Annotated in this window: 14 protein-coding genes; 4 read left to right on the forward strand and 10 right to left on the reverse strand. The window is 53.1% G+C overall.

The window, feature by feature from the left end; translation table 11 throughout:
• Nucleotides 1–10: 10 nt before the first annotated feature.
• From ACQKDS_RS09900 to yfbV, 3 genes are all read right to left on the reverse strand, one after another.
• The gene (locus ACQKDS_RS09900) at nucleotides 11–667 is read right to left on the reverse strand and encodes a sugar phosphatase (RefSeq protein WP_399669622.1); all 657 of its coding nucleotides are present in this window, start codon (nucleotides 665–667) and stop codon (nucleotides 11–13) included.
• Nucleotides 668–684: 17 nt separating this feature from the next.
• Nucleotides 685–1,179 (reverse strand): YfbU family protein, encoded by a 495-nt coding sequence (locus ACQKDS_RS09905; protein ID WP_399669619.1) that lies wholly within the window; start codon nucleotides 1,177–1,179, stop codon nucleotides 685–687.
• Between the two features lie 145 nt (nucleotides 1,180–1,324).
• A complete protein-coding gene (gene yfbV, locus ACQKDS_RS09910) occupies nucleotides 1,325–1,780 on the reverse strand; it encodes a terminus macrodomain insulation protein YfbV (RefSeq protein ID WP_399669616.1) in 456 nt (151 codons plus the stop codon).
• 349 nt (nucleotides 1,781–2,129) lie between these two features.
• Here yfbV and ackA point away from each other — a divergent pair, with 349 nt between their 5' ends.
• Both ackA and pta read left to right on the forward strand, forming a co-directional pair.
• A complete protein-coding gene (gene ackA, locus ACQKDS_RS09915) occupies nucleotides 2,130–3,332 on the forward strand; it encodes an acetate kinase (RefSeq protein ID WP_399669614.1) in 1,203 nt (400 codons plus the stop codon).
• A 213-nt stretch (nucleotides 3,333–3,545) separates the two neighbouring features.
• Nucleotides 3,546–5,687, forward strand: coding sequence for a phosphate acetyltransferase (gene pta / locus ACQKDS_RS09920; protein ID WP_399669773.1), 2,142 nt, complete (start codon nucleotides 3,546–3,548; stop codon nucleotides 5,685–5,687).
• 214 nt (nucleotides 5,688–5,901) lie between these two features.
• Here pta and ACQKDS_RS09925 read toward each other — a convergent pair whose 3' ends face one another.
• From ACQKDS_RS09925 to ACQKDS_RS09945, 5 genes are all read right to left on the reverse strand, one after another.
• Nucleotides 5,902–6,858 (reverse strand): transketolase family protein, encoded by a 957-nt coding sequence (locus ACQKDS_RS09925; RefSeq protein ID WP_399669611.1) that lies wholly within the window; start codon nucleotides 6,856–6,858, stop codon nucleotides 5,902–5,904.
• On the reverse strand, nucleotides 6,851–7,690 hold the full coding sequence (locus ACQKDS_RS09930; RefSeq protein ID WP_399669609.1) for a transketolase: 840 nt from the start codon (nucleotides 7,688–7,690) through the stop codon (nucleotides 6,851–6,853). The genes ACQKDS_RS09925 and ACQKDS_RS09930 overlap by 8 nt, the downstream gene beginning before the upstream one ends.
• 14 nt (nucleotides 7,691–7,704) lie before the next feature.
• Nucleotides 7,705–9,084, reverse strand: coding sequence for a PTS ascorbate transporter subunit IIC (locus ACQKDS_RS09935; protein WP_399669771.1), 1,380 nt, complete (start codon nucleotides 9,082–9,084; stop codon nucleotides 7,705–7,707).
• Nucleotides 9,085–9,107: 23 nt separating this feature from the next.
• A complete protein-coding gene (locus tag ACQKDS_RS09940; RefSeq protein WP_399669606.1) occupies nucleotides 9,108–9,389 on the reverse strand; it encodes a PTS sugar transporter subunit IIB in 282 nt (93 codons plus the stop codon).
• A 94-nt stretch (nucleotides 9,390–9,483) separates the two neighbouring features.
• Nucleotides 9,484–9,927 (reverse strand): PTS sugar transporter subunit IIA, encoded by a 444-nt coding sequence (locus ACQKDS_RS09945; RefSeq protein WP_399669603.1) that lies wholly within the window; start codon nucleotides 9,925–9,927, stop codon nucleotides 9,484–9,486.
• A gap of 482 nt (nucleotides 9,928–10,409) precedes the next feature.
• Here ACQKDS_RS09945 and ACQKDS_RS09950 point away from each other — a divergent pair, with 482 nt between their 5' ends.
• The gene (locus tag ACQKDS_RS09950) at nucleotides 10,410–11,429 is read left to right on the forward strand and encodes a LacI family DNA-binding transcriptional regulator (RefSeq protein ID WP_399669600.1); all 1,020 of its coding nucleotides are present in this window, start codon (nucleotides 10,410–10,412) and stop codon (nucleotides 11,427–11,429) included.
• Between the two features lie 54 nt (nucleotides 11,430–11,483).
• Here ACQKDS_RS09950 and yfcD read toward each other — a convergent pair whose 3' ends face one another.
• Both yfcD and yfcE read right to left on the reverse strand, forming a co-directional pair.
• Nucleotides 11,484–12,059 carry an NUDIX hydrolase YfcD gene (gene yfcD / locus ACQKDS_RS09955; RefSeq protein WP_399669597.1) on the reverse strand — a complete coding sequence of 192 codons (576 nt, stop codon included), beginning with the start codon at nucleotides 12,057–12,059 and terminating at the stop codon, nucleotides 11,484–11,486.
• A gap of 87 nt (nucleotides 12,060–12,146) precedes the next feature.
• Nucleotides 12,147–12,698, reverse strand: a complete 552-nt coding sequence (yfcE, locus tag ACQKDS_RS09960) for a phosphodiesterase (protein WP_399669594.1) — start codon at nucleotides 12,696–12,698, stop codon at nucleotides 12,147–12,149.
• A gap of 243 nt (nucleotides 12,699–12,941) precedes the next feature.
• Here yfcE and yfcG point away from each other — a divergent pair, with 243 nt between their 5' ends.
• Entirely contained in the window at nucleotides 12,942–13,571 is a 630-nt protein-coding gene (gene yfcG / locus ACQKDS_RS09965) for a GSH-dependent disulfide bond oxidoreductase (RefSeq protein ID WP_399669592.1), read from the forward strand.
• Nucleotides 13,572–13,616 lie beyond the last annotated feature (45 nt).

A 13,616-nucleotide genomic window follows, 5' to 3' on the forward strand; every position in this document is an offset into this window, starting at 1 on the left:
AAAACGGCGGTTACGCGATTCTTTCGATACGGGCACCGTGTGGCGTTGAGTTAACCTGGAACTGCTCCAGTGACGTCAGGATCATATTTACGCGGTCGAGTTTGGGCGCATCACTTGGCGCATTGACCGCAATGACCTGGCATCCCGCCGCCAAACCAGAAAGAATCCCGGCCGCGGCATCCTCTACCACCACACACGCCTGCGGTGCTAAACCAAGGCGCTCAGCCCCCAGCAGATAGGCATCTGGCTGCGGCTTCCCGTGTTCGACCTGCTCAGCGGTAATGAACACTTCCGGTTCTGGCAAGCCCGCGGCGGCTCGGCGTGCCGTAGCGACAGGAATCGAGCCGGAGGTGACAATGGCCCAAGGAATGCCCAAGCTGTTGAGGCGTGCCAGCAAGGCCACCGCCCCCGGCAACGCCCGCACGCCGTCGGTATCCTGCGCTTCTACCTGTTCCAGCAAATCGTGTTCATGCTGAATTTCGGCTTCGCTTTCACCCGGCATAAAATGACGTAACGAGGTAATGGCCTGTTTACCATGAATAAAGTCCAGCACCTCCTGCGGATTGACGCCGCGGCGCTCGGCCCAATGCGTCCAGGCGCGCTCCACCACAGGCAAAGAATCCACTAACGTGCCATCCAGGTCGAATAGAAAACCTTTACACTCCACGGGAAACCTCTTTTTAATCAAGCATTAATAATTTGCGCGATCTCAACGGCGCTCAGATGATATTGCCGTGGGCAAGATAACCAAATCGCCAGCATACGCTGGTACTTTTCCCACATTTTAGTTTGCGCATTGAAGCCATGACTGCCGGAATCGAAATGCGTATAACGCCCCTCGGTACTGACCAAGAAACGCACATAGCTCAGGTAACGCGCTTCGGTCGCCGCATCGAACCCAAGGAATGCCAAACGGCGAACCTCAATCCCTTGCCTCTCTTTCAGATTTTCCCACGACACTTGCAAGGCATGATGCATTTCCATGATATTGATGATGGTGCGACACACGTCTTCACTCAGTTCTCCAAAATCTCGGTCTAGCTCACGCATTTGCAGGCCGAAACCGCGCTCAATAATGGTTTGCAGCCGACGATAGCGATCGGCATTGTCGGGATCGAGCATGGTCATCATTTTGTACTGGTTCGACAAAATCAAACGTTGAGCGTTGGTCATTTCCATGGTGATTTCCTGATTTCTGTATGATGACGAGAGCATCGCACAGCGCAATTTCGCAGGAAATCACTACTCGACCGTTCTTTGATTTAAACCGGTGTTATTAGCAGATCAATCAACGGACGCTCAGCAACAGCGCCCGTTTTTTGTCTCATAAGTCGTCAAGGAAGGTTTTATCCAACTGCTTAAACGCGCGCTTGAGCAGATCGGCCAACGCTTGATAGGTTGGCGTGCCCTCAATCGGCGCTTGCGCCTGTCCGGCTTGTGCCAGTTTGTTTCGCACTTCATGGAACCAACCTAGCAGCGTCGGCGGCAACGGCGTTACCGAACGGCGGCCTAACCACCACAAACCTTGCATCGGCAGGCTACAGGCAAACAACGCAGTGGCAATCGCCGGGCCAAGCTGGCCACCCAAAGCAATTTGCCAAGTCAGCGTGAAGACCGCCAACGGCGGCATAAAACGGATGGAAAAACGAGTAGCGCGCGCAATGCGATTTTCTGGAAACACCGGCGCCAGACGTTTGTCGGACGGCCAGGTTTTCATATAGTGTTGCCCGCGTTGGAATATCTGAAACCAACTTACGGAACCGGACGGTTTGCTCGTCATCGCGTACCTCTACGTCAACAAAAAAGAGAGTCTCAGCCAAACACACTACTAAAAAATTTGAAGCTTTAAATTTATTTTGTGTTTGCTGCGGGCTATCGGTATCCTAAGCCGGCCTTTTGGCCGTTAGAAGAAGACGGTGAATCTGTCAACTTTTAGCCCTATAAAATCAAGATTTCTTAAACCGTGAGAAATCATCGGTTTTTTCATCATCATGTAATTTATGTGTCTCACATGATGTTAATCATAAATGTCAACGGCATTATGCGCTACGCTTGTTGTCTGATTGACGATTAATTCACCACGTGTTTGGGTCTTCCTTTAACAACACGAACTATAAGTAGGTACTTCCATGTCGAGTAAGCTAGTACTGGTCCTTAACTGCGGCAGTTCTTCTCTGAAATTCGCCATCATTGATGCAGCCAACGGTGAAGAACATCTCTCTGGTTTGGCCGAATGCTTCCATCTGCCTGAAGCCCGTATCAAGTGGAAAATGGACGGCGGCAAACAAGAAGCGGCACTCGGTGCCGGTGCAGCCCACAGCGAAGCGCTGAACTTTATTGTTAATACTATTCTGGCACAAAAACCAGAGCTTTCCGCACAACTGACCGCTATCGGCCACCGTATCGTGCACGGCGGCGAGAAGTTCACCGCATCTGCACTGATCAACGATGAAGTGCTTCAGGGTATCAAAGATTCGGTGCCATTTGCACCACTGCATAACCCTGCACACCTGATCGGCATCGCAGAAGCACTGAAATCCTTCCCTAACCTGGCGGATAAAAACGTTGCCGTATTCGATACCGCATTCCATCAGACTATGCCGGAAGAATCTTATCTGTACGCCCTGCCGTACAGCCTGTATCGCGACCACGGCGTTCGTCGCTATGGCGCGCACGGCACCAGCCACTTCTTCGTGACACAAGAAGCCGCCAAATTGCTGAACAAGCCGGTGGAAGAGGTTAACGTTATCACTTGCCACCTGGGCAACGGCGGCTCCGTAACCGCAGTGCGCAACGGCAAATGCGTGGACACCTCAATGGGTCTGACCCCGCTGGAAGGGCTAGTGATGGGCACCCGCAGCGGTGACATCGATCCGGCCATTATCTTCCACCTGCACGATTCTCTGGGGATGAGCGTTGATCAAATCAACAAACTGCTGACCAAAGAATCCGGCCTGCTGGGCTTGACCGAAGTCACCAGCGATTGCCGCTACGTGGAAGACAACTACGACACCAAAGCTGACGCCAAACGCGCAATGGACGTGTTCTGCCACCGTCTGGCTAAATACATCGGTGCATACAGCGCCCTGATGGATGGCCGTCTGGACGCCGTGATCTTCACCGGCGGTATCGGTGAAAACGCCGGTATGGTTCGTGAACTGACCTTGGACAAACTGGGCCTGCTGGGCTTTGAAATTGACCACGAACGCAACATGGCCGCTCGCTTCGGCAAATCCGGTGCCATCACCAAAGACGGTAGCCGTCTGGCACTGGTAATTCCGACCAATGAAGAGTTGGTCATCGCGCAAGACGCAGCCCGTCTGACCGCGTAATGCTTGTTACACCGTCAGCTCCGGCTGGCGGTGTCATTTTAGCCAGAGTATTTGAAGCTGCAGCCGCGTTGCCGGCACGCACGTATTCTCCCTCATCATTTAGTCCGCTAAATTCCTGAGGCACCCGACGTGTCGCCACCCGCTGCAATCTCACTGATTTGGCTACTGCCTCATAATAATCGTGAAGAGGACTATTCTGTGTCACGTACAATCATGTTGATCCCAACAGGCACCAGCGTCGGCCTGACCAGCGTTAGCCTGGGTGTCATCCGCTCAATGGAGCAAAAAGGCGTTCGTCTGAGCGTGTTCAAACCTATCGCCCAGCCACGTACCGGCGGCGATACGCTTGACCAAACCACCACCATCATCCGCAGCAACTCCACCATCCCAGCAGCCGAACCGCTGCGCATGAGCTATGTTGAGGGCTTGTTGAGCTCTAACCAGCAAGACGTGCTGATGGAAGAAATCGTGGCCCGTTACCACGAAAACACCAAAGATGCGGAAGTGGTCCTGATCGAAGGCTTGGTGCCAACGCGTAAACATCAGTTCGCTAACGCGCTGAACTATGAAATTGCCAAAACATTGAATGCCGAAATCGTCTTCGTACTGGCGTTGGGTAATGATTCGCCAGCACAGTTGAAAGAACGTATCGAACTGGCACGCACCAGCTTTGGCGGCAGCAAGAACAAAAATATCACCGGCGTGATCATTAACAAATTGAATGCACCGGTTGACGATCAGGGCCGCACTCGCCCCGATCTGTCAGAGATTTTTGATGACTCGACCAAAGCCAGCGTGACCCACATTGATCCTGCACAGCTGTTCGCCAACAGCCCGCTGCCGGTGCTGGGCTGCGTACCGTGGAGCTTCGATCTGATCGCAACTCGCGCCATCGATATGGCGCGCCATTTAAAAGCGCGCGTGGTTAACGAAGGCGATATTATGACTCGCCGCGTGAAGTCTGTGACGTTCTGCGCACGCAGCATTCCGCATATGTTGGAACACTTCCGCCCAGGCTCACTGCTGGTAACCTCTGCGGACCGTCCTGACGTGCTGGTTTCAGCCTGTCTGGCTGCCATGAATGGCGTGGAGATCGGTGCCATTCTGTTAACTGGCGGCTATGAAATCGATGCGCCGATCAGAAAACTGTGCGATCGTGCATTTGAAACCGGCCTGCCGGTCTTCATAGTCGATACCAACACCTGGCAGACCTCGCTGAGCCTGCAAAGCTTTAACCTTGAAGTGCCGTCTGACGACCATCAGCGCATCGAAAAAGTGCAGAACTACGTCGCCAGCCACATCAATGCAGAGTGGATCGAATCCCTGACGGCAACCTCTGAGCGCTCACGTCGCCTGTCTCCACCAGCATTCCGCTACGAGCTGACCGAGTTGGCACGTAAAGCAGGCAAGCGCATCGTGCTGCCAGAAGGCGACGAGCCACGTACCGTCAAAGCGGCAGCCATCTGTGCCGAGCGCGGTATCGCTGAATGTGTACTACTTGGTAACCCGGATGCAATCCAACGCGTTGCCGCAGCGCAAGGCGTTGAGTTAGGCAAAGGCATTGAAATCGTCGACCCTGTCGCCGTACGTGAAAACTATGTGCCACGTCTGGTTGAACTGCGTAAAAACAAAGGCATGACCGAAGTGGTCGCCCGTGAACAGCTGGAAGACAACGTGGTGCTCGGCACCTTGATGCTGGAAAAAGGCGAAGTTGACGGTTTGGTTTCCGGCGCGGTTCACACCACCGCGAATACCATTCGCCCACCGTTGCAGTTGATCAAAACCGCACCGGGCAGTTCGCTGGTGTCTTCCGTGTTCTTCATGCTGCTGCCTGACCAGGTTCTGGTTTACGGTGACTGTGCGATCAACCCAGATCCAACGGCAGAACAGCTGTCTGAAATCGCTATCCAGTCTGCGGACTCCGCAGCGGCATTCGGTATCGAACCGCGTGTGGCGATGATCTCCTACTCGACCGGGACTTCCGGCGCAGGTAGCGACGTAGAAAAAGTGCGAGAAGCAACCCGTCTGGCGCAGGAAAAACGTCCTGATCTGATCATTGACGGCCCACTGCAATACGACGCCGCTATTATGGCTGACGTGGCCAAATCCAAAGCGCCGAACTCACCGGTTGCAGGCCAGGCTACGGTGTTCATCTTCCCAGACCTGAACACCGGTAACACCACCTACAAAGCGGTACAGCGCTCGGCCGATCTGGTTTCCATTGGCCCGATGCTGCAAGGTATGCGCAAGCCGGTCAACGACCTGTCACGCGGTGCATTGGTTGACGATATCGTCTACACCGTCGCGCTGACCGCCATTCAGTCTTCACAGGCTGATGGTACAGCAAACGCGTAATCCCCCTCGGCAAAAAGCCGGTCATTGACCGGCTTCTGGGCAGCGATAAAGCCCGTTATTAGGGAGAGCGTGGCGATGGGGTCGTAGTGGCGTAAGCCACCGGAACGCCCCTCGCGATGCTAAGCCCGAGTATCTCGGGCCATCAGATGATATTTTATCAATCCCAAGCCGGTCATTGACCGGCTTTTTTATTGCTTGCGGAACCGTTCGGGCCTTAAACCAATAGCTGTTTGACGGCCTCCAGAATATGCTCGGCCGTCAGGCCATACTCTTGTTGTAAAAATGCTTGGGTTCCCACCTGGCCGTATCGCTCATGTACACCGACGCGCCGCATCGGTACCGGGCATTCCTCCACCAGCACCTCCGCCACGGCCGATCCCAGCCCATTATGGATACTGTGATTTTCACAGGTCACAATGCGCCCGGTTTTTGCTGCGTAGGTTTTGATCAGTTCGCGATCGATCGGTTTCAGGGTAAACATATCGATCACTGCCGCACTGATGCCCTCACGCGCCAACATCTGCGCCGCCTCTTGTGCTTCCGCCACCATGATGCCATTGGCGATCAGGGTAATATCATCACCATCGCGCAATACGTTGCCTTTCCCGATGGTAAAGCGTGCACCGTCCTGATAAATCCGCGTCGCCTGTTTACGGATCGTTCGTACCCAATAGAAGCCTTCCAACGTTGTCAGCTGTTGCAAAATATCGGCGAACATCGTGGCATCGGTAACCTCCAGCACCACTGAATGTGCCAGACCGCGCACAATGCCCATATCCTCAAAAGACATATGCGTGCCGCCGTTATGACAGGCCGTCACGCCAGCGTCAGAAGCAATGACCTTGACGTTATTACGTTGGTAATCCAGCGACATAAACAACTGATCGAAACAACGGCGACTGGCGAAAGCCGTAAAGGTGTGCACAAACGGAACACGTCCGGTCAGTGCTAGCCCGGCGGAAACGCCAATCACATTGGCCTCCATAATGCCGCAATTGATCACGAACTCGGGATGATCGTGATGGACACCGTCCATCGCCATCGAGCTCATCAAATCGGCTTCCAGCGCAATGATCGGCTGCCCGGCATCAATCTGGCTGCGTATAAAACCGGCGTAAACCTTGCGCATTTCTACGCTGTCTTTTTCCAGCGGCGCTTCCACATTAAACATGAGCGGCCTCCAATTCGGCGATAGCGTGTTCAATTTGCGACTGAACTTCCGGCGTCAGCCGCAGGTGATGTGAATTGGTTAATTGTTCAAGATAAGCCACGCCCTGCCCTTTAATGCTGTCAAGGATCACCACCAGCGGCCGTTGTACGCCGCTACGCGCCGGGGCTACCGCAGCATAAAGAGCGCTAATATCGTCCCCTTTTAGGGTGGTCACCTCAAAGCCGAAAGCACGGAATTTACCGGCCAGATCAAACGGTTTGATCACCTCGTCAAGCAAACCGTCCAACTGCTGTTTGTTGTAATCAATAAATAACGTCAGGTTATTGAGATTATGGTGTGCGATAAACTGAAAGGCTTCCCAGCACTGGCCTTCATTCAATTCACCATCACCTAAGATACTGAACACGCGGTTACGCCTTGCCGCCAGCTTATGTGACAACGCCATGCCCGCAGCGATAGACACGCCCTGCCCAAGCGACCCGGTCGTGGCATCGACGCCACGGGTGCGCAACCGATCGGGATGGCTTGGCAATCGTGTTCCATTTTGGTTCAACGTGCTTAATTCTGCCTGCGGAAAGTAGCCTTTAATGGCCAATGCACTGTATAGCGCCGGGCCCGCATGGCCTTTTGACAGCACGAAATAGTCTCGTTCCGGCCAATCGGGATCGGCGGGATCAATACGCATCACGCCACCGTACAAGACCGCCAAAGTTTCCACCACCGACATGCAGCCGCCATAGTGGCCAAAACCTAGCCCGGTTAACGCCTTCAGCGTTTCCACACGAATATCACGCGCCAAACGGCGTATTTCCCCGATATCTACACACATCATCAAAGACTCCTCACTTATTTTTCAACGCGATCGCGGGCAGGCGCACCTTTGCGTTTTCCCAGGAAGTTATGCGCAACCAGCAGTGCAAAGAGGGCAACAATCACCAGCATGATCATTTCTTTATTGAGGAAACGCGCCATATTACCGAGTACGATGCCCAACACCCCAAAATCGGCATCCGAGAAGGTGGTATTAGCAAAGCCCAGCGCCCCCAACACCGGTAACAGCATCATCGGCAAGAAGGTAATCAACAGGCCATTGGCAAAAGCGCCCAGCATCGCGCCACGTCGCCCACCGGTTGCGTTGCCAAACACCCCGGCGGTAGCGCCGGTAAAGAAGTGCGGTACCACCCCAGGCAAGATCAGCACCCACTTCATCTGCCCTAACAGGAACAACCCCACTAATCCGCCGAGGAAGCTGAACAGAAAGCCAATCAGCACCGCGTTGGGCGCATACGGATACACCACCGGGCAATCCAGCGCCGGACGGGCATTCGGCACCAGCTTTTCAGAGAACCCGGTAAACGCAGGCACGATCTCTGCCAGAATCAGCCGCACCCCTTGCAGAATGATGAACACCCCAGCCGCGAAGGTAATCGCTTGAATAATCGAGTACACCAGATAGTTTTGTCCGCCGCTTAGTTCGCTTTCTACATAGGCCTGCCCCGCACTGATCGCCAAAATCAGATAGATAATGATCATGGTCATCGAAATGGAGATGGAGCTGTCACGCAGAAAGCTCAGGTTCTTCGGCAGGTTCATTTCTTCGGTAGAACGCGAGTTTTTCCCCACGCACGTGCCGATCCAGCCGGAAAGCACATACCCCAAAGTGCCAAAATGGCCGAAAGCGATATCGTCGTTGCCAGTGATACGCCGCATATAACGTTGGGCAATCGCCGGGAAGAACGCCATCACCAAGCCCAGTGTCAAGGCACCGGTAAAGACCAGCGCTGTACCATCAAAACCGGCGACCGAAAGAATGATGCTAATCATGCAGGCCATATAAAAGGTGTGATGGCCGGTGAGAAAGATGTATTTCAAGCGGGTAAAGCGTGCCACCACGATATTGGCTACCATGCCAAAGGCCATGATCAACGCCGTCGATGCGCCATATTTCTCCAACGCAATAGAAACGATCGCTTCATTATTCGGGATAATGCCCTGAATATTGAAAGCGTGTTCAAACATTCCCCCTAACGGATTCAGCGAACTGACTAATACCGTTGCACCGCCGCCGAGAACAATAAACCCAAGAATGGTTTTAACCGTTCCCTTCACCACATCAGAAAAGGATTTCTTTTGCGCCAGCAGTCCAATGAGTGCAATTAACCCCACCAATATCGATGGCACCTTTAATATATCAACCACAAACTTAAGCGTTTCCTGGATAATCATATCCACCTCGCCAATTATCTTGTTTATATCATTGAGTGCGCGTCGAAGTAGGCGCGAAGTTTGGTTTCCAGCTCATTAATATCAATAATGTTGCTGATGACCACCAATTGGTTCGCCGGTACGCTGGCGCTGTCGGCGATGTCCTTCGCCATCACGAAAATATCTGCCGCGCCGGGCGTAGCAGAAGAGAGATCCGAATGTTCAACCTCGGCCTCAATAGCCATTTTCTTCAGCACCTTCTTGATATTCATTTCCACCATAAAACTGCTGCCGAGGCCAGAACCACAAACTGCCATAATTTTCATTAGCTTTACCTATGCATTTTTATATGTAGGATAACGTCACCAGGTTTTATGCTGGCGTTATTACGTAGGATCATCGGTGACAAATCATTTTGACTTAATAGCGGGCAATAATATCCTCTATCTGTTGTAGGTCCTTGGCGTTGAATAAAGCATTCATCGCATCCTGGTCGGAAAATAATTCCGCTAACTGTGAAATTAATTCAATATGACTTTGGCTATCCGGTGCCGACAGCATCACGACAATAAAAACCGGATCGTTATCTGCCGAATGAAAACGCACGCCCTGATGAATTTTCAGCAATGATAAACCCAACGCTTTCGCCCCCTCTTCTGGCCGGGCATGCGGCATAGCAATACCGGGAGCCAGCACGAAATATGGTCCTAATGCCTGATGCTGGCGAAAAATAGCCGTCAGATAATCCGCAGCGATGATTCCGCGTTGCAGCAACGGCTGAGCACTTAACGTCACTGCGTGCTGCCAGTTCTCTACCCGTTCACAGAGTTGAATATGTTCAGGCTTTAGCCAATCGTTAAGCACATTTCCCCCTTCGTCTTGCTGCGTGTCATGGATTACCGATGGTTCCCCTGCCAAGCAAGCGCAGGGTGCAGAGTAACGGAATAAACTTTAATCAACGCCACCTCCTCTCACTGTGACATTAATCACAAAGATAGCGCTACCAAAGCAATATCATGCAGAACTGTGATAGCGCTATCAAAATGGTCATGGCCGGTTTATCGCAGGCGGATCTTTTTTCTTGTCGCGGTAAGTTGCAGGTTCAAACGCGAGAATAGCTGGCATATCAAGGTGATAAAAACGGCGTGGTAGTCAATAGCCGCGACAAACGCCCTCGCCATGCGGGAGATGCAAATGCAGCACGTCGCTCACATCATCAACACAGATGCAGCTTCAGGTATGACGCGTTAGAATGTTAAGCATACTGGGATCGTTTAGGCCGTCAGTGCGGCTTCTCATGCCTCATCACTTTATGCGCACGATGCGCATTGCAGTCAGGATTACGAATGTCGATCGGTAAAAAACGACGCAGCACCGGCAGGGTTACTTTAGCCGACGTGGCGCAATTGGCGGGCGTAGGCACCATGACCGTTTCCCGTGCGCTGCGCACACCGGAACAGGTTTCAGACAAGCTAAGAGAGAAAATCGACGCGGCGGTCAGTGAATTGGGCTACTTACCCAATCTGGCCGCCAGTTCACTGGCATCAGCCTCTTCGTATACCATTGCCATGGTGGTACCGAGTTTCTCGGAATCTGGCTGTGCGGATATGTTCGCGGGTCTGCAGCGGGTGCTTCAACCGGCGGGTTACCAAATCATGTTGGCCGAATCTCAGCATCATCTGGAGCGCGAAGAACAACTGCTGGAAACGCTGCTATCGTATAATTTGGCGGCAGCGGTATTGCTCAGTGTCGAGCATTCACCGAACACCCGTCACGCATTGCAGGCAGCAAAAATACCGGTGGTGGAAATCGGCGCGATACGCGCCGATCCGATCGATATGAACATCGGCATTGATTACGTTGCGGCCATGTATCAGTTAACGCAAACCTTAATCGCCAGCGGCTACCAAAACATCGGTCTGTTGTGCGCCAATCAGGAGCAATGGATTTTCCAGCAGCACCTGCAAGGTTGGCATAAGGCGCTACTTCGCCAGCATATGTCACCGCACCGGGTGATTAACGCCGCCGAACCGGCCAGTTTTAGCACCGGCGCGCAGCAGTTGCCGGAATTCCTGCTCGCCTGGCCGGAGCTGGACGCACTGGTTTGCGCGTCGGATGAGTTAGCCTGCGGGGCGCTGTACGAATGCCAGCGTCGCCATATCAAGGTGCCTGAGCAATTGGCGGTAGTCGGCTTCGGTAATAGCGACGTCAGCCGAGTCTGTCAGCCCACGCTAACGACCATGACGGTTCCACATAAAGAGATGGGTATTCAGGCGGGTAAAGCGCTACTGGCGCGGCTGAACGGTGAGAATTGGTTGCCAGAAGGATCGCTGCCTTCCACGCTGTGTCGCCGGGCGAGCGGCTAAGATAGCCAACGCCGATCGTTAACCGGCATTGGCTGATGGCGAACCGTTTAGCTATCAGACCTGTTCAGCATCGCCGTCTGCTTTGCCTTCGCGCGCCAGCGGCTTGCCATAGTCTTGCTCATTGTTGCGCGTCAGCCACAGCGACAAGGCTTTGAGCGAATCCGGCGTAAATTCATCGCAGCGCGCGGTAATTTCTTCCGGCGTCAGCCAATTCACCTCAACCACTTCTTCCTCTTGCAAAGCAAACGGGCCGTGCGAGACACAACTAAACAGCGCGCCCCACACGCGGCACTGTTGTTCTTCAAAGTAGAACACCCCATGCTCCGCAAATGGCACACCGGCAATGCCTAATTCTTCTTCCGCCTCACGGCGCGCGGAATCCAATACGTTTTCACCGCTCTGCACCACCCCACCGGCGGTAGCATCCAGGCTGCCTGGATAGAAATCTTTGGTATCAGTGCGGCGCTGCACCAAAATTCCTCCCATCCCATCATGCACCACAATATAGGTCGCACGATGACGTAGCCGCTCGGCACGCATCTGTTGACGACTGGCTTGAGCAACCACTTCATTTTGCTCGTCGACGATATCAACCCACTCGGTATCTGCAGCCTGATCCTGTTCCGCCATCCTCTGAACCTTCTCTTTTGGCGCGAGAGTCGTCGCGCACTGGTTGACCAATTGAGTTTTTTCAATGATTCTTATTGTGTGTACAAATTAGTGTGTTAATGCGACCTCTGCAATAGCCTTGCCGCCTTGCAAAGTGATTACACGTAACATGCCGTCGCTCAACAAACCAAAACTGGCCGGGAAGCCCCCTTTCGGAATACTGACCGAACCCGGATTAAAACAGTAAATTTCACCCTGCTGCTCCGCTTGGGGTAGATGCGTATGGCCGTAGACCAAAACATCGCCCGCCGATAACGGTGGCCGTGCGGAAGGATGATAAAGGTGTCCATGGGTTAAAAACAATCGCCTTTTTTGCCATAGTACCTGTTGCCACGGTGCGGTAATGGGGAATGACAGCAACATCTGATCAACTTCGCTGTCGCAATTTCCGCGAACGGCAATGATCTTGTCGGCATAGCGATTTAATTGTTCGGCAACCTGCGCCGGCTGATAGTGTTCCGGTAAGGCATTACGCGGCCCATGATTCAGTAAATCACCCAACAAGATCAGCCAATCGGCACCGCTTTGTTCGAAACGATTTAACACCGCCTCGGCCGCGGATAGCGAACCGTGCAGGTCCGAAGCGAATAGCAGCTTCATACATGCTCCTCTAACGAGAGAATAGCCACTATTTTATCGCAGAATCCTGTTGCGACAAGCCGCCAAGCATAAAGCGCGTGTTTGTGCTGATAGATGTCCTATTTTAACGCAATAGCATCAGACGAATCTGGCATTGCCTGCTATTCTTAGCTGCTATTGTTGATACGCTTTTAGCTAAACCGTATGCGGCACACACCGCTAAAACGTGTAATGACTTACAGATCACTTACCGCAGGAGGCAATATGATTGACCTGTATTACGCGCCGACGCCTAATGGTCACAAAATCACGCTTTTTTTGGAGGAAGTGGGCTTACCCTACCGTATCCACCCAGTTAATATCAGCGCTGGCGAGCAGTTTAAGCCTGAATTTTTGGCGGTTTCACCCAACAATAAAATCCCAGCGATTGTCGATCAACAACCGGTAGACGGCGGCGCCCCCATTGCCCTGTTTGAGTCTGGCGAGATCCTACTGTATCTGGCGGAAAAAACCGGCAAGCTATTGAGCAACGGCCTGCGCGAACGCGCTGCTACGCTACAGTGGCTGTTCTGGCAGGCGGCGGGGTTTGGGCCGATGCTCGGGCAAAATCATCACTTCAACCATTATGCTCCGCAGCCGGTGCCTTACGCCATCGAGCGTTATCATCTCGAAACGAAACGCCTGTACGGCGTGTTGGAAGCCGAGTTGCAAAAACATCCGTACCTGGGCGGTGATAACTACAGCATCGCAGACATCGCGACCTATCCTTGGGTGGTTTCTCATCCTCGTCAACGGGTGGATTTGGCCGATTATCCCGCGGTACGCAACTGGTTTGAGCGTATCGGCAACCGCCCTGCAACTCAGCGAGCTTACTCGCTGGCAGCAAGCGCATAACGCTCTCCGCCGGTGGCACATCCCCCGTCTGCCGGCTCCGTTTCC

Source organism: Serratia sp. NPDC078593, from assembly GCF_050268245.1.
Taxonomy (GTDB): Bacteria; Pseudomonadota; Gammaproteobacteria; order Enterobacterales; family Enterobacteriaceae; genus JBNNGK01.